This window comes from Streptomyces griseoruber (assembly GCF_001514205.1).
GTDB classification, from domain to species: domain Bacteria; phylum Actinomycetota; class Actinomycetes; order Streptomycetales; family Streptomycetaceae; genus Streptomyces; species Streptomyces griseoruber.
In genome coordinates this window covers 1-16,412 of record NZ_KQ948802.1, presented here as the reverse complement: position 1 = coordinate 16,412, position 16,412 = coordinate 1, and the positions used below count along the sequence as shown (strand labels likewise).

Genomic DNA, 16,412 nt, shown 5'->3' with positions numbered 1-16,412 from the left:
CCCCGACCTACCAAGAGGCCCTGCTGTCATGCACCGACCCTCGCGCGATCACCCGAACAGGAACCCTGTTCGACCAGACCAGCCCCGCCTTCGATAAGCGGATGGCGTCTCACCAGACGGCCGCCTGCTGGCCACCGCACATGGCCTCCGGACCGTTCAGCTCTGGGACACCGTCGCACAACGCCGCGCGGGCAAGGTGAAGCGCTCCGGGTCTGATGGAGGCTCGATTCCCTGAGAGGATCGAGTCATGGCACGTCCGTCCCCTTATCCGCCCGAGCTTCGTGAGCGCGCGGTGCGCATGGTCACGCGGCCCGGACAATGGGCGCGGTCCGAGGCACCGACTGCCCGTCCACCACGTGGTGCCAGGACGGATGAGGTTCCCTGACTCGCGCCCCACGGTGCCACCGGCGACTGTCACCGGTTTGCAACCACCTGCGCTTGCCGCAACTACGGTTGGCCTGAAATCGTCCGTGCTTGAAACAGGCAGGCCCCGCTGGGGGCCGCAACCAGGAAGGCATCCGCCGTGGCAACGACGAGCAAGTCTCCCCGTCACAGACCCACCGCCGCTCTCCGTACGGCCACGGCCGGTGCGTCCGCAGTCGCCGTTCTGGCGCTGGCGCTCACGGCCTGCAACGGAGACGGCGACGCCACGGCATCACCGACCACCGGGCACACGACGACGGCCCAGCCGGGAGGAACAGCCACAGGGACCGGCGCGACGACCGCCGGGACCCAGCCCAGCGCGGAACCCACGGCGACCGGCGCCGCCAAGGCCTCGTCCCCGGCCCCTGCTCCGAAGGCCACCCCGGCACCCGCCAAGGCCGCCGCCCAGTCCCCTGCTGAGGACCCCGACGGCTGCGATCACAAGATGCCCATCTCTCCTGATGAGATCGCGGTCTACCGCTACACCCCGGAGGGTGGCTCGCTCAACCTGATCGTCAAGTACGGCAACTGGGGCTGCGCTCCCAAGGACTCCGACGGCGCACCCTTCGTGACCGTAGGCAAGGAGACCTACCTGCCCATGGACCAGGCGGCGTACGTCACCGCCACCGATCCCATCGTGGAAAGCACCGAGAACCAGCACATCGGGGTCCAGGAGTTCCTCGACTGGCTGGAGGCCAACCCCAACAGCGGGCTGGTCTTCACATACCACCTCGGCGACGACGGGGCCATCGACCGTCTGGAAGAGGTCTTCACCCCCTGAGCACCCGCCCGGCATCCCGCGGGCGGGCGGCCCCGGAGCGTGGCTCTTGAACGCCCCCGTCATGACCTCTGGTGGGCGGCGAGCAGGGGAGCGAGCGACGGGCGCCGATACGGCTCGGTGATGGGCAGTGATCGAGCCGCTGCTGCCCAAGGTTGAGCGCCGGACCCGGCACCCCGGGCGCAAGCGGCATCCGGACCGGCTGGTGTTCCAGGGCATCCTGTTCGTGCTGCACACCGGGATCTCCTGGGAACACATGCCGCAGGAACTTGGCTTCGGCTCGGGCATGACCTGCTGGCGCCGCCTGGCCGAGTGGACCGAGGCCGGAGTCTGGCCCCGACTGCACGAGGTCCTCCTCGCCAAGCTCGCAGCGCGAACGCCCTGGACTTCTCCCGGGCGGCCGTCGACGGCTCCCACATCCGCGCGTTAAAGGAGGCCCCAAGACCGGACGAAGCCCCGTTGACCGGGGCAGGACGGGCAGCAAGCACCACCTGATCACCGACGCCACCGGTATCCCGCTCGCCGCCACACTCGGGGTGTCCGTCGAGGGCGCCGGGTCTCCGGAGGTTGGACAGCCACTGCCCGATCGGTTTGTCTGCGACCTCTCGGCTTGGGGTCGGTAATGGTGAGAGTCGGTGGTGTTGGTCTGGTGGTGTGCTATGTCGGTGCTGGTCAGTGGGGTGTTGGGGCGGGACCGGCACTGTCATGAGGTGAGAGGTCGGGGGTGGGCGTTGCTGTCGTGGGGCTTTATCTCATGGCAGCTGATGCTGTCTCAGGTTCGTGAGTTCTGATGCGATGAGGTGGGCTGGGCCGGTGTGATCGTGGGGTGGATCAAGGTGTAGGAGCTGGCCGGGGGGCTGGGCTGCCGAGGGCGTTGGTGGTGCGTCGTTTGCTGGAGCGGCAGCAGGCGGGGGAGTTGTCGACGCGGCATGTGCGTGCGGTCGCTGAGGTGGTGGGTGCTTCGGAGCGTACGGTGTGGCGCTGGCTGGAGCAGGCGAAGGCGACGGGGCGTGTGGAGGCGCCGGTCCGGCGGGGGTATGCGGTGTCAGACGAGGTGTGGGCGCTGCTGGGCGAGGTGGGAGGGAACGTCGCTGAGCTGAGGCGCCGGCTGACCGCTGCAGGTGGCGGGGGTTCGGTGCCGTCGGCGTCGACATTGCACCGGGTGATCCGCAGGGACCGTCGGGCGGGACGGGCTTTGCTGACCGGGCGGGAGCCTGAGGTTGCCGGGGCGCGCCGGTTGGATCCCCTCAGCGAGCTGGGCCTGGACGTGGTGGCCGAGAAGGGTGGCGGCGGGCAGGTGTTTCTGCGGGAGCAGAAGCATCTGGCGCAGGTCCCGGTCCTGGTGCCGGGTGCTCAGGTGGTGCACACGCCTGCTGTGCGGTCGGTGCTGCGGACGGTCGCGCACGCGGCTGGGGTGGGTGCGGTGGTGTGTTTGTACGGTGACGCCGGCCAGGGCAAGACCGTCGCGTTGCACTACGCCCTGTCCCAGTTGCCGCACCCGGCCAGGGTCCGCCGGGTCCACGTCGGTGTGCACCCGACGGTTCCCGAGCTGCGCCGGGTACTCGCGGACGCCCTCGAGCTGGGCAGGCGTCTGCCGCGCGGGGCGGGGGAGGCCGACCTGATGCTGGTGAACGCGTTGAGACAGCCCCGCGTGCTGGTACTGGACGAGGCACAGCGCCTTCCGGGACCGGCGCTGGAGTTTCTGCGCGGGCTGTGGGACCACCCGGACACGGACACGGCGCTCCTTCTGGCGGGTGCGGGCAGCGAACGGGCGCTGCGCCGGGTGCCCGCGCTGGCCTCTCGGGTGCTGACCTGGGAGTTGGTACCTCGTCTTCGCCCGGGCGAGGTGGCAGCGGCGATGGCTGCGTTCCACCCGTTGTGGGAGGACGTGAGCGAGGACGATGTCGTGTGGGTGGACGAGCATGTGGGCCACGGCAATTTCCGGACCTGGGCGAAGCTCACCTCGCACCTGACCGCCGAGATCTACGGCAAGAGCCGTGCGGTAGTGGACCGCCGGTTGCTGGAGCGGGCCTGCGCACGGCTCATGGGGCCGCTGTGACCGGCGCCTCCGGGCCGGGAGAGGCTGGCGGCCACGAGGACGTTCCGCACGCGCGGGGAGGTCTGCCTTCTTCCTCTCTGTCGGCGCTGCGCAGCCCTGCCGTGCGCCGGCTGCTCGCCCTGCGACAGGACCAGAAGCTGACGACCCGACATGTACGGCTGATGGCGGAGTCGTTGGAAGTGACTGAGCGCACGGTGTGGCGGTGGCTTGCCGCTGCCGAGCGCGACGAGTCCGCGGCCGCGGAGCCCGGGGCGCGGGCCCAGAGCAAAGACCGCTTCTCCGTCACCCCGGAAGTGCGCCGCCTGCTGGCCTTGTGGAAGGGCAACGTCGCGGCGGTCCATCGTGAGCTGACCGCTCGCGCGGCCAGGGGCGAGGGGGAGCCGCCTCCGTCGATTCCGACGCTGCACCGGGCGATCCAGCGGGATCTGACGCCGGGGGAGCGGGCGGGGCTCGCGGGTGGGGAGCGGGCGGCGCGCAAGCATGATGTGTTCCTGGCCAGGCCGCGCGGCTGGCGCAACCAGGTGTGGGAGACGGACCACATGCAGGCGCCGGTGCTGGTCAATGTCGACGGCAAGGCTCGCAGGCCGTGGATCACCTGGTTCACCGACTGCGCCACCAACGCGATCACCGGTGTGGCGGTCACGCCGGGGGATCCGTCGCGGGAATCGGTGCTGGCCGCGCTGCGTTCCGCGGTCCTGCGCGATGACCCCTACGGCCCATTCGGCGGCGTGCCCGAGAAAGTGCGGGTGGACCGTGGCAAGGACTTCCTGTCCCGGACGGTGACCGCAGCGTTCGATCTCCTGGACGTGATGGTGGAGGACCTGCCCGCCTACACCCCCCACCTCAAGGGCACCGTGGAGGGCCTGAACCGGGCGGTGGAGAGCATGTTCCTGGCCTCGCTGCCCGGCTACGCCCGCCAGCCGCGCCCCGGCAAACGCCCCTCCCGGCCGAAGGACGAAGTGCTTCTGGGCTTCGAGGACTTCACCACCCAGCTTCTGGCCTGGACGCTCTGGTGGAACACCGAGCACCGCCCGGCGCCGTTGCGGGGCAAGACTCCGCTTCAGGCATGGCAGGACGATCCCACCCCGCTGCGGGACGTGCCGGCCGCGGATCTGTGGACGTTCACCCTGGAGGACGCCGGCACCCGCACGCTGACCACCCGCGGTATCCGCTTCAGGAAACGTGACTACGTGGGGCCGTGGATGACCGGCCAGGCCGGGATCCAGGTCCGAGTCCGCTTCATGCCCCACCACGACCACCGCATCGAGGTCTACCACGCGGCCACCGGCCGCTACCTGGGCCCAGCGGATCTGGCCGACCAGGCCACCGACGAACAGATCAGCGCCGTACGGCGGGCGCGGTCCGCTCGCGCGCGCCGCCTGAAGAAGGACCTGGAGGCCTCGCAGCGCGAGCGCTACGCCGTCGTGAACCAGCCCGAGGCACCTCAGCGGCTCGGCGCGCTGACCGCCGTGCAGGCCGAGGCCGAACTCGCCCGGACTGCCGACGCCGACCTCGCGCGGCTCGCGATGCCAGATCTCATCCCGCACGCTGCGCCCCCGGCCGACTGGCGCACCCCGGCTTCCCTGGCCGCGCTGACCACGCCAGGCCCGCCCGTCCGGTACCCGTACGGCCGTGACGGCGCTTCCGCACCGGTCGGCCGCGACGGGCGGGCCGCACCTCCCACCACCGATGAAGACGGAGACGCCTCGTGACCGCGGCCACTTACCAGTACGTCGACCTGCCCGATGCGTCCGTGGTCACCACCCGCGCCCTGCTCACCGCCCGGGAGAACATCACCGACACGGTCGCTGCCCGCGCGATGATGTGCATCCATGGCGGGGCCGGTTTCGGCAAGACCCTCGCCGTCAACACCTGCTTGCGCGAACTCGAGCCCGGCGAGGACGTCCGCAAGATCACCTTCCGGGCGCGTCCCACGGCCCGCGCGGTGCGTTACGAGCTGTTCACTGCTCTCGATCTGGCCGGGGAACCGCCGCGCCACCCCAGCGAGTTCGACCGTCTGCTGAAGACGGCCCTGGCCGAACGCCCCCGCACCTTCCTCGTGGACGAGGCTCAGTGGCTCAACGGGGAGGCGTTCGAGTACTTCCGCTACCTGTGGGACGAACCCTCAACCCAGCTCGCGGTCATTTTCGTCGGTGGCGCGGGCTGCCACACCGTGCTGCGCCGTGAACCGATGCTGTCCTCCCGGATCTTCATCTGGCAGCACTTCACCCGCCTTAACCCCGGCGAGGTCCTGGAGGCCATTCCCTTGTTTCATCCGGTCTGGGCCGACGCCGACCCCGATGACATCACGTTCGCCGACCAGCACGCCGCGCACGGCAATTTCCGCGCCTGGGCCCAGTTGACTGCCCACACCCGCACCGCCCTGGCCCGCACCGGCCGCCCCCGGGTGGATCAGGAGCTGCTGCGCTGGGCCTTCAGCCGCCTTGCCTGACTACCACGTCACCATGCCGCCAGCCGTGCCACCGTCCGTCGCCGTGGTCCTCGACCCGGGCGACGACGTGGTCCACACGCACACCGCCCTGGCCGCCCACCATCCGCCGTCCGGCCGGATCACCCTGCACCCCGGCCCGGGCACCACCAGCGAATCCGGCCTCGCCCACGACCTTCTGGCCGCTCTGGGCAAACCGCCCCTGCTCCCGGGCCGTTTCCCCGCCGGCCGTCAGCCCGCCTGGGAAGCCGCCACCGCCTGGATCAACGCCTTGCCCGTGAACCGGCTGACCGTCCTGCGCGCCCACCGCCTCACCGCCCGCCGCACGATGCGCCTCCTGGAGCTGCGCGCCCTGACCGGCATCCACCTGACCCTGGTCTGCCACCGCCCTCACCTGCCCGCCGCCCTGCACCAGGCCCTGCAGACGGCCGACTACGCCATCACCGCCGACTTCCAGGCCGCCCGACGCCACTACTACGGCACAACCGCTCCCGTACCCCAGCCTGAGGAGGAGCCCGCCCGGCCGGCCAACCGGTGGCTCACCCTGCCCGCGCTGGACCGCCTGGTCTCCTACGACAGCCCCGCCCCCTGTACCGCTCCGTGCGTACCGCCGCCGATCACCTTCCGGCACCGCCCGCCACCGACGCCCCTCACCGAGCAGGCAGTCCAAGAGGTCGCCCGACGTCTCTCCACCGTGACCGCCCACCCCCGCTTGGCCGCCGCCCTCGCTGCCGCGCTCTTTACCGGCGCCTCCTGCCAGCAGCTCGCCACCGCCCGCCCCGGCGACTACGACGCCGCCGCGGCCACCCTGGCCCTGCACGACCGCGCCCGCTACACCGACGGCTGCGCCACCTACCGCGTGCCGCCGTGGGCACGCGTTTTCCTGAAGGCCGCCGTGTCCTTTGCCCGGCTCGCGCCCGCCCAGGACCAGCATCTGCTGGCCGGCCCCAACGACCGCGCCCACCTGCTGCGCATGGCGGAGGCGGCCAGGCTCCGCCCGCCGCAGCCGCCTGCCGGCAAGCGCACCGGCCCTGTTGGTCGCATCCAGTGGGACTGGCGCGAACGAAAGGAAGCACAGGGCTACGACACGATGCTGACACGGCACCAGATGCCGCCCTCGCTCTGAGCTCGAGCCCGCGTGCACGTCAGTCGATGGAGAAGTCGGCGAACTCCACGTCGGTGAAGGCGATCCCGAGCGCATGGGCACGCAGGCCTCCGTCCCGGAAGTAGGCATGCCCCAAAGCTCGGGCGAGGATCACCATCTGCTGCTGCTCACCCCCGCCGGCGTCCCGGGCGGCGAACAGCTCGCGGGCCACTTCTCCCGACAGGTACTGGGTGATCAGCCGTACCCGCGGATCGTCCGACGAGCCTGCCGGAGCGGCGAAACCGAACCGCGCCCTGGTGTGGAAGACAAACCCGTCGGCCTCGGCCCGGGCCCGTCGGCGGGCGCGCACCAGGGGCTGCCACCGTGCCCTGACGGCCTCATCGATCAACCCCGCATGCACAGCACTTGGACGGCGACGCATTCCCGGCTGGGTCGTGACCCACCTGGCCTCGAACACGTTTGTTGGCCCCAGGGGAACGACACTGATGGCCCCAGTTGAGGATCTTCGATGGGCAACGTGACCGAGTCTGTTGGCCCCACCTCCGAAGGCGCGGACCGTGGCAGAATGCCGACATGGTTCTGATCCGAAAGGGCGATGCCGCGTAGGCGCCCGAAGGCCGTCCGCGCTGAGCGGTGGCGGCCACGCAAGCACATGCCGGTCCGTCGGATTTCGGGCGTATCCGCTCGGACTCGGGCAGCGGTGCGACGTGTTGAGGCCGAGTACCTGTGGCCGGACGCCGTTGCTGATGCGCTCAGCCGGTTCGAGTGGGCTTTCAGGCAGCCGGGTCGATATCTGACGGGCCCTTATGAGAGTCCCGGCATCGAGATCGAAGACGGCCGAGATGACCTGGAAGTGGCCCTGCAGCGCCTCCCGAGTGGAGCCCGAGCTGATCTGGGCCGCTTGGTGGAGCGGATCGACGTCGAGTACGAACGGCGTACTCTTCCGAACCCAGGTTGGGTGAGCGAGTGGACGGCGGGGCGCTGGTGGTGGCGGCGCATTCGGGAACGGTGACACCTGCGGTCAGGAGCCCGCGGTGGTCTGTTGGCGGGCTCTGGTCGTGGCGAGCCGGTAGGAGTCGCTGCCGGTCTCGATGATGTTGCCGCCGAAGGTGAGGCGGTCCACGATGGCCGCGCAGAGCCTGGGGTCGGTGAAGGTCTTGGTCCACGAGGAGAACGACTCGTTGGAGGCGATCGCCACGCTGTTCTTTTCCTCACGCTCGGTCAGGACCTGGAACAGCAGCTCGGCTCCGCGCCGGTCCAGCTCCATATAGCCCAGCTCGTCAATACAGAGAAGATCGACCCGTCCGTAACGGGCGATCGTCTTGGTCAGCAGCTTCTCGTCTGCGGCCTCGATGAGCTCGTTGACGAGCTTGGTGGCCAGGACGTACTTGACCCGGAAGCCGGCCATCGCGGCCTCGGTGCCCAGGGCGATCAGCAGGTGGGACTTGCCCGTGCCTGAGTCGCCGATGAGACACAGGGGCAGCCCTTTGCGGACCCAGTCGCAGGAGGCCAGGGTGTGGATGGCGGCTGGGTCGATGGCTGGGTTCGCGTCGAACTCGAAGGTGCGCAGTGCCTTCTCGCGGGGGAAGCCCGCGGCTTTGATCCTGCGCTCGGAGCGGCGGCGGTTGCGGTCGTCGCACTCGGCCATCAGCAGCTCGGCCAGGAACCCGCGGTAGGTCATCTGGTCGCGGGCCGCTGCGTCAGCGAGCTCGGAGAACTGGCCGCGCATGGTGGGCAGCCTCAGGTTGCGGCAGGCCGCGTCGATGGCCGCGTCGGCAGCCGGTTCGGTCAGGCCACGGTGGCGGGTGACGCTCATGGCGGGACTCCTTTAGCTGGTGGGACGCCCGGCCGTCGGCCGGGTGTGACGCAGGAGCTGGTCGTAGGCGGCCACCGACGGCAGCGGACGCGAGTCGGGCGGCAGTGCGGCCAGGCGGCGTTCGGTCAGTGAGATCACCGGGGAGGCGATCCGCCCAAGTGCCGTGTCCGGGGCGGCCTCGCCGGAGCCCTCCCGTTCGGCGGCCCGGCGTGCTTCCAGAGCAACAGCGTCCGAGGTCAATGCCCCGGCCCGCAGGGCGGCGGCGATCCCGGCGACGACATGATCGTGGCTCATGTGCCGGTGCAGGAGCAGGACCTCGATCAACGCGCGGGTGCCGGCCGCGTCACCGTGTGCGCGGCTGGTGGCCTCCCACCAGGCGTCGTGCACCGGGGTGAACTTTCCCGCCGCCCGGGCCTGGTCCAGCGCGGTGGCGCCGGGCAGTGCTCCGGGTTTGCGCAGCAGTCCTTCCAGGTAGTGGTCCAGGTCCAGGCGGCTGCCGCCGCGGGTGGGCAGGCGCTCGTGCCGGGCGACTTCGGTGCGGCCGTCGTAGACCACCAGTTCGCTGGCGTGCAGCAGGACGCGGACCTGGCGGCCGATCAGCCGTACCGGCACCGAGTAGTGGTTCATCCGCACAGTGATCTGCGCGTAGCGGTTCACGCGCGGGGTCAGGAGCCTGCCGGTCTCGAAGTGGTCCTCGGGCAGCGGCTGCAGCAGGGGTTTCTCGATGGCGAAGTATTCGCCGACAGTGCGAGGGCGCTCGCCGATCCGGCGCTGGTCGTCCTGCCTGTCCCACGCGTCGATCTGGGCGTTGAGCTCGGCCAGGCTGGTGACGTCGGGGACGGGGACCAGGTGGTTGCGGCGGAATCGGCCGACCTCACCTTCGACACCGCCCTTCTCGTGGGCGCCGTCGATGCCCGGCGCGCAGTAGAAGACCTCCAGGCCGGCCCAGGAACGGAAGGCCGTCCAGCGGTCGGTCTCCACCCGGGCGCGGGTGAAGCCGAGGACCCGGGCGACCGCGGAGGTCAGGTTGTCGTAGCGGACCTTCCCGCGCGGTATGCCTCCCAGCGCTTGAAACGCGTGGAGGTGGCCTTCGAAGAAGGCTTCCTGCCCCTGCGAGAGGAAGACCCGGTGGACGGCCTTTCCGGAGAAGGACAGCCGGAAGACGAACAGGTAGCACAGGGTGCGCACGCCGTTGAGGGTGATGTAGACGTCGCCGAAATCGACCTCGGCCTCCTCACCCGGGCCGGTGGGTCTGCGGAATGAACACCGCGGGCGGGCCTCGGCCCTCCTCGACCCATATCTCAGGCTTGCGGCGCCTGATGTAGTCACGTACCCGGCCATAGGAGACGTTCTCCATGCCGTGCTCGTCCACCAGCCGGTCGAAGACCCGCTTGGCCGTGTGCCGCTGCTTTCGCGGAGCGTCCAGGTCGGCGCGCAGGATCGAGTCGATCAGATGCTTGTACGGGTCCAGGACCGACGAGCGTGGCGGCATCGGCTTACGCGCAGTCGGCCACGGCGACGTCAGAGCCTCGCGGACCAGTCGCCGGTGCACCCCGTAGCGGCGAGAGAGTTCGCGGATCGACAGCTTCTCCATACGCGCATCCCGGCGGATCGCCGCGAAGAGCTCAACCTTGGTTCTCGGGCCGTCCATCCGGGCCCCCTGACTGTCGGAGCACATCGATGCTCCCACCGCAAGACCGCCCCTGGGGCCACTTCTGACGAACGCTCATTTCCGGATCAAGTCCCTGGGGCCACTGGACTCGTTCCCCTGGGGCCAGAGATGCCGTTCAGAGCCACCCACCTTTGTACCGTGCGCTGGGAGATCCCCAGGAGGACAGCCATGTTCTTCGTGGAGCCCTTCTGCGCCCTGAGCAGGAAACGCACAGCGGCGTCACCAGTAGGCACCGGACGGCTCAGCAGCGCTCGCTCAAGCCCTTTGACGATCTCCCCCATGTCCGCCCCCGAGCCGTTCTGCCGCCGCACAGCGGCCGTCTGCTCCCTCAGGTCTTTCACACTGGCCCGTTGTCTTTAGCCAGTTCCGGCGTACGCGAGACATCCCTGCGGGTCCTCGGCTAATGGCCCTGCTGTCTTGTCTCGAGCCTGAGCTCGTCCCACTGAACCTGATCGCCGCTCCGTAGGGTTCGCGCGGCACCCAGCCGATCGAGCAGCGTCCATCTTTAAGAAAACCTAGCTAAGTTCTACTAGGTTTCTATAGTCTTCTCCTCGTGAACTCCTACAGCGAGGACCTCGCCAGCGTCGAGCGTGAACTCCGTGAAGCCGAACTCGAGCGTGACCGACTCGGCGCTCACATCGAGGGGCTCAAAGCCAAGCGGGACGCCCTCAAGAAGCTGAGTGCAGCCGTATCCGAGCCGGGGCCGGCGATCCAAGACCTCACCAAAGCGGATGCCATCGTCAAGATCCTCAGGGCGTCACCTCAGCCCATGTCTCTCGGCGATATTGCGGATGCTTTGACCGCCGCGGGCAAGCAAGCCAACCGCAACGGCGTCTCCGTCTACATAGACGGTCTGCTTAAGGCCGGCCGCGTCGTCCGTGTTGCCCGGAACCAGTACCGCGACGCCTGACAACTTCACTGGGGTGCGCCCGTCGTTCGGCGAGATGGAGCACCAGCGACAGTCCAGGCGACGCAATCGTTTCTTACGCAGTCCGTACGCGTTTGGTACGCGAAATGTGCGCTTCACGCTAGGGTTGCGGGACAGGAGGTGCTGCATGTCCGAGCTGTTCGACGCGGTCGATGCGCTCATTGCGTCCCGCTCCCCGTTGCCGCCCCCGGCGGAGCGCAAGCGGCTGCGCCAGGCGCACGGGCTGACGCTGGACGAGGTGGCCGCCGCACTGCAGGTGCGGCGTGCGACGGTCAGCGGCTGGGAGGCCGGCAAGACTGAGCCGCGGCCGCCGGAGCGCGACGCCTATGCCCGCATGCTCAAGCAGCTCGCCCAGCTCTACCCCGCCAACGCTCCGGTGCGCCCTGAGGACACGGCGGTCCCCGAGACGCCTGACGTGGTGGCCGTTCCTGCGCCATCGGTCGCTGAACCGGCCCAAGCCCGCACCGGACCCGCAGCCCCGATCCAGGAGCCGGCTTCCGAGGACACCGCGCTGCGCCCTGCCGCTGTGCCTCATCCGGGGGCCACGACCAGGCCGACGTCGCGTCGGTCGCCCGCGCGGAACGCCGCCCCCGTTGGCAGCCCAGCCGGTGCCACCGATGCACGGTTCGAGAACGGCCCGCTCGCGGTCGTCGACGTCGAGGACGGTCAGGTGCTGGCGTACTGCGTCGGCGGCCTGGTGCGTGACGTACCAGCGAAGTCGATTGCGTCCCTGGTGGAGTGGACGCTGAGCGAGGGTCGGCTCGGCCAGCCGAAGCTGTCCGGGCCGGGCAAGGACGCCGACCCGCTGATCGTGCTGACCGAGGTGGCGTGCGAGTACTACGGCCTGCCCGTCACGCTCACACAACAGGAACGTCTGGCCGGGCGACTGCCGGAGGGTCACAAGGTCATCAAGCAGCTGGTCCGCGCGGAGTGGAAGCTGACGAAGCGCGGGTTCGGGCCGTGGGCGAGGATCTACCGTCCGGCGCAGGGCTCGGAGCGATCCTGCGTGCAGTTGTGCATCCCGTCGTGGGACGCGCTGGACACTCGGCACTGGGCCGACGCCGCCCAGTTGCCGCCGGCCGAACTCGCGCGGCTCCTGGGCACCTATGCGGCCCGGGTGATGACGCCGCGCGGCTCCACGGCCGTGACCGGCCTCGAGCTGATGACCGCGCTGCACCCGCCGACCCGTGCCTCCGAACCGGATGCGATGGGCAAGCGGCACTCCGAGCACAACCCCGGCTCGCTGGGGAAGGATCCGGTGGACTGCGCGCCGTGCGAGGCTCCCGACGGGCACCCGCTCCTTGCCGATCTGCCGCGTTTCCACCAGCGCACCCCGGCCGAGGTCCTGGTGGAGGAGGCGTACGACTGGGCGCGCCCGCTCACCGACGCCGAATGCCTTCGCCCCCACCTGGTGGGCATCGACGTGAACATGGCCTTCGCCGCCGGCGCGAACGGCCTCACGGTCGGACTGGGCGCGCCGACGCACGTCAAGAACCCCGTCTTTGATCCGAAACTGCCGGGTGCCTGGCTGGTCGACCTGAGCCACGTCGACCTGTCCCACGTGAAGCTCGGCAAGGAGTGGGGGGAGCTGGACAGCAGCCTGTTGCCCAGCCCGTTCACGCCGAAAGGCGAGCGCCCGACGGGTCCGGCCTGGTACGCGACGCCGACCGTGGCGTACGCGGTGGAGCTCGGCTACGACGTCGCGCCGATCGAGGCGTACGTCCGCTACGACAACGGCCGTTACCTGGACGGTTGGTACAACCGGCTGCGCGATGCCTACCTCGCCACGATGGCCGACCTCGGGGTGGGCGTCGACATGTCGCCGGCCGACTTTCTCGCGGCGATGGACGGCTACCGGCAGCGTGACCCCCAGTTGGCGATCGTGGTGTCCGCGGTCAAGGCGACCGTGAAGGGTGGCATCGGCAAGCTGCGTGAGCGCCCGCGCGGGGAGGGCTGGAAGCCCGGGCAGCCGTGGCGGGCCCTTGCCCGGCCCACCTGGCGCCCGGACATCCGCGCCGCCGTCATCTCCCGGACCCGGATCAACATGCACCGCAAGATCGTCAAGCACGCCGCCTTCAACGGGCAGTACCCAGTCGCGGTCCTCTCGGACTGCGCCGTCTACGCCTCCGACGGGCCCTCCCCGCTGGACTTCCTGCCCTACCGGGACGGCAAGCCGCTGCCGGGCGGCTTCAAGCTCGGAGTGAACCCGGGCCTGGTGAAGTGGGAGGGCACCCAGAGCGTGCTGTGGGGCGAGGGGGTGCGCGAGCAGTTCAACGCCCCGGACCTCAACCTCGCCCGGTACATCAAGGACGGCACCGTCACCGACCAGGACACTGGGGAGTAGGTAGAGCGCGATGAGCCTTTTCGGGGACGGCCTAGACGCCGCGGTGCACAAGGCGTTCACCCGCCCGGCACCCAAGAGCGCGCCCGCGCAGATGCGGTACCTGGTCAAGCAGCTCAAGGGCACCAAGGCGGTCGCCCAGATGCTGCGCATCTCCCAGCGCACTGTCGAACGGTACGTCAAAGGCCAGATCAAAAAGCCCCGTCCGGACCTCGCCGCGCGCCTGGATAGCGAGGTGAAGAAGCGGTGGCAGCCGCAGATCCGGGCGAAGGCCCGGCAGAAGGCGGCGACCACCGGCGGCATCGTCATCGACACCCGGGCCCGGCTCGGCTACACCGCGCCGATCGGGTCGACGGACCAGGACCGCATCCGGCACCTGACCGTAGCCCTGCCGCCCCGCTACGCCGCCCGCCTCTTCGACGCCCAGGAGCAGGGCGCCACCGAGCAGCGCCTCCAGGAGCTCGCCGCCGAGGCGCTCAAGGAGGTGTACTTCCAGGACGGCGGTCGCCGCGCCGGAAGCCTGGAAGAGGTCCGCTTCACGGACATCGAGCACCTCGAGTTCGACCTGTAGATCTCCCAGCAGCAAGGGCCCGAACCGCCTTCTAGGTTCGGGCCCTTGCTGCTGTTCCTGGCTTTGCCGAGCCTGTGAGACCGGGATTGTCAGACTCCGCTCCTAGGATGCGGCCGTGGATCGAGACTGGATGCGACAGCGGCTTGAGGCGTTTGCCGATCTGGCTCTGCGTTACGAGCGCAGTACGAGGCCGGGCGATTACGTGGGTGATCCGGCGCTGTATGAGCAACTGCGCCGCGCAGAGCCCACGGTCAAGCAGATCCTGCGGCTCCTGGATCCTCAGCTTGCCGAGAAGATCAACCTGGATCAGATGGCGGGCGAAGACATGGCCCGCGATGAGGTTCATCGGGGTCTGGGCATTCTGGCCGACATGGACGAATGGGCCGCCCGGCTCGTACCGGATGCACCCACGCTGCCCGCCGACCAGTTCCACCCCTGGGTGTGGGAGCCGGCCGCCCCGCTGTGGGGCGCAGAGGCCCGGCAGGATGCCGTCCTGGCTGCTGCCCGCACCGTGAACCGCCGACTCCAGCAGAAGCTGGGGCGCCACGACATCGGCGAGACGGACTTGTGCATGCAGGCCTTCGATATGAAGGACCCCGTCGCAGGGAAACCGCGACTGCGGTTCGACGGCGACCGCAACACGCCTACGTGGCGCGCCCGCCAGGATGGCGCCAAGTACCTCGCGGCCGGTGCCTTCCTCGCCCTGCGGAACGTTGCCGCTCACGAGGATGAGGTGAACTGGACCGAACAGGAAGCGTTGGAGCACCTGGCGACCCTGAGCGTCCTCGCCCGCTGGATCGAACAGTGCACGGTGGAGCGCGCCACTTGAGAGCTGGAGCGGATCTGCCGGTATGGACAGGAAACCGTCACAGAGCACCGCCGCGGGAGGCCTTCGACCACGGTCAACGGCTCGATGCTTCCGGCGTGACCATTCCCGCGCCGCCTGCCCCACGTACTACAGCGGTGCCTGACAGCGCCGCGGGCCTTCTCGACTGGGGCCGCAGCTCGCACTGGTCCTCCCAGCCCCACCCCTGTTGGCACTGCGGTAAGCCGATGAACTTTGTCACGACCACGGAGCACCCAGCCACAAAGTTTCTGAGCAGGAAGCCGCCCCGTAGACGGTGGACCGCTGTAGAGCGACGCCATCGCTCAGCTTGATGCCGACTCCCGTAGTTCCACGGGCGGTTGTGGAGTCAGCTCAGGCACGGTCCGGGAGCCATGCTCCATAAATCGAATAAGTGATCTACTTTCGGGAAAGTTGGGACACAGAGTGATGCAGTGGCCCAACATGCCGGTATGGATGGGAATGAGCCCACTTTCTTTGATCGGCGTCCTGCTGCGTCGGGAGCACTCTCGTACGGGAGCCGACTGGTAGTCAGGGATACGACTCATGTGTTGATCGAGGCCATTCCCTTCTTCATCCCCCACAGGAACTCATCGACTGAGCTGTCCATGAAGCTTGTCCGCACAGACAAGCGGACTGGCGAGCAGTGTGAGATGACGCTCAAGTCAGAGGACCTGTACATGCTCAAGAGCCACATCGCTCAAGCGCTATCCGTATCTGAGCAAGACGATGATGGTCAGTACCTCGTGCTACGAACGGATGGGTTCGGAGCGCAACTGGACGCCTCTGATGACGCCGTAGGCGCGATCGGCAGTGCCCTGGAAAACCGCCGATTCGCTGCCCAACTCGCCCACCAGGTGAGCCCCGAGACCTTGGCCAAAGCATTTTCAGCTGCCGTCAGGATCGGTGAGCTGAGAGCCGCCGTCACCGAACTGCAAGAGCACCTTGCGGAGGGGCGCAATCGAGAGGACGTTTACCAGGACTGGTGTGAGCGCCATTCCTGGGCCTTCGGCAACGCATATGTTGCTCGCGACGACCAACGAGTCATCGGGATCGGCGACCACGTCGATCTTTTGATGAAGTCCACCGCCAGCGGGTTGCGTGATGTGTACGAGCTGAAGCGCCCGGACAAGGACGTGATCTTGTACGACGACACGCACCAGAACTGGTATTGGTCATCGCACACCGCGAAGGCGATCGGGCAGTGTCACCGCTACCTCGATACCTTGCATCGCGCTGCGGAGTTCGGTCTGCAACCTGCGCGGCCCGACATCGTCGCCTACCACCCGCGTGCCGTCGTCATCATCGGGCGGTCACACACCTGGGAGGAGACGCAACTGCGCGCTCTGCACGGGCTCAACAGCAGGATGCACGGGATCACCGTCATGACTATGACCAGCTGCTTTCCCAATGTCACGCGCTGCTA

13 protein-coding genes and 2 pseudogenes are annotated in these 16,412 nt (G+C 68.9%); 12 read left to right on the top strand and 3 right to left on the bottom strand.

Going from position 1 to position 16,412, the window contains the following annotated elements; all coding sequences use genetic code 11:
* The 7 genes and pseudogenes from AQJ64_RS50390 to AQJ64_RS44350 form a co-directional block, all read left to right on the top strand.
* Positions 1-200: hypothetical protein (locus AQJ64_RS50390; protein ID WP_211286542.1), on the top strand; the 200-nt coding region annotated here is incomplete at its 5' end.
* Positions 201-523: 323 nt separating this feature from the next.
* Entirely contained in the window at positions 524-1,204 is a 681-nt protein-coding gene (locus tag AQJ64_RS44375; RefSeq protein ID WP_099054058.1) for a hypothetical protein, read from the top strand.
* Between the two features lie 127 nt (positions 1,205-1,331).
* Positions 1,332-1,785 (top strand): annotated as a pseudogene (locus AQJ64_RS44370) (transposase); the annotation flags it as partial.
* 305 nt (positions 1,786-2,090) lie between these two features.
* Positions 2,091-3,260: an AAA family ATPase gene (locus tag AQJ64_RS44365; RefSeq protein ID WP_159060361.1), complete on the top strand. Its 1,170-nt coding sequence runs from the start codon at positions 2,091-2,093 to the stop codon at positions 3,258-3,260.
* 101 nt (positions 3,261-3,361) lie between these two features.
* On the top strand, positions 3,362-4,972 hold the full coding sequence (locus AQJ64_RS44360; protein WP_425315626.1) for a Mu transposase C-terminal domain-containing protein: 1,611 nt from the start codon (positions 3,362-3,364) through the stop codon (positions 4,970-4,972).
* Positions 4,969-5,712, top strand: a complete 744-nt coding sequence (locus AQJ64_RS44355; protein ID WP_055636251.1) for an AAA family ATPase — start codon at positions 4,969-4,971, stop codon at positions 5,710-5,712. Before AQJ64_RS44360 ends, AQJ64_RS44355 begins: the two co-directional genes overlap by 4 nt.
* Positions 5,713-5,725: 13 nt before the next feature.
* A complete protein-coding gene (locus tag AQJ64_RS44350; protein ID WP_240512780.1) occupies positions 5,726-6,835 on the top strand; it encodes a hypothetical protein in 1,110 nt (369 codons plus the stop codon).
* A gap of 19 nt (positions 6,836-6,854) precedes the next feature.
* Here the strand turns inward: AQJ64_RS44350 and tpg (AQJ64_RS47500) are convergent, their stop codons facing one another.
* The 3 genes and pseudogenes from tpg (AQJ64_RS47500) to istA form a co-directional block, all read right to left on the bottom strand.
* Complete coding sequence (tpg, locus tag AQJ64_RS47500; RefSeq protein ID WP_420876551.1) at positions 6,855-7,235, bottom strand: telomere-protecting terminal protein Tpg; 381 nt, start codon at positions 7,233-7,235, stop codon at positions 6,855-6,857.
* Positions 7,236-7,835: 600 nt separating this feature from the next.
* On the bottom strand, positions 7,836-8,630 hold the full coding sequence (gene istB / locus AQJ64_RS44340; protein WP_055636250.1) for an IS21-like element helper ATPase IstB: 795 nt from the start codon (positions 8,628-8,630) through the stop codon (positions 7,836-7,838).
* Positions 8,631-8,642: 12 nt separating this feature from the next.
* A pseudogene (istA, locus tag AQJ64_RS44335) lies at positions 8,643-10,281 on the bottom strand (IS21 family transposase).
* Positions 10,282-10,855: 574 nt separating this feature from the next.
* On the opposite strand from istA, the gene AQJ64_RS44330 reads away from it, so the two are divergent.
* The 5 genes from AQJ64_RS44330 to AQJ64_RS44310 all read left to right on the top strand — a co-directional run.
* The gene (locus tag AQJ64_RS44330; protein WP_055636249.1) at positions 10,856-11,212 is read left to right on the top strand and encodes a hypothetical protein; all 357 of its coding nucleotides are present in this window, start codon (positions 10,856-10,858) and stop codon (positions 11,210-11,212) included.
* 145 nt (positions 11,213-11,357) lie between these two features.
* On the top strand, positions 11,358-13,574 hold the full coding sequence (tap, locus tag AQJ64_RS44325; protein ID WP_055636248.1) for a telomere-associated protein Tap: 2,217 nt from the start codon (positions 11,358-11,360) through the stop codon (positions 13,572-13,574).
* Positions 13,575-13,584: 10 nt separating this feature from the next.
* Positions 13,585-14,142 (top strand): telomere-protecting terminal protein Tpg, encoded by a 558-nt coding sequence (gene tpg, locus AQJ64_RS44320; RefSeq protein WP_055636247.1) that lies wholly within the window; start codon positions 13,585-13,587, stop codon positions 14,140-14,142.
* Positions 14,143-14,257: 115 nt separating this feature from the next.
* Complete coding sequence (locus tag AQJ64_RS44315; protein WP_240512779.1) at positions 14,258-14,971, top strand: TIGR02391 family protein; 714 nt, start codon at positions 14,258-14,260, stop codon at positions 14,969-14,971.
* A 566-nt stretch (positions 14,972-15,537) separates the two neighbouring features.
* Positions 15,538-16,412: Shedu anti-phage system protein SduA domain-containing protein (locus AQJ64_RS44310; RefSeq protein WP_157881037.1), on the top strand; the 875-nt coding region annotated here is incomplete at its 3' end.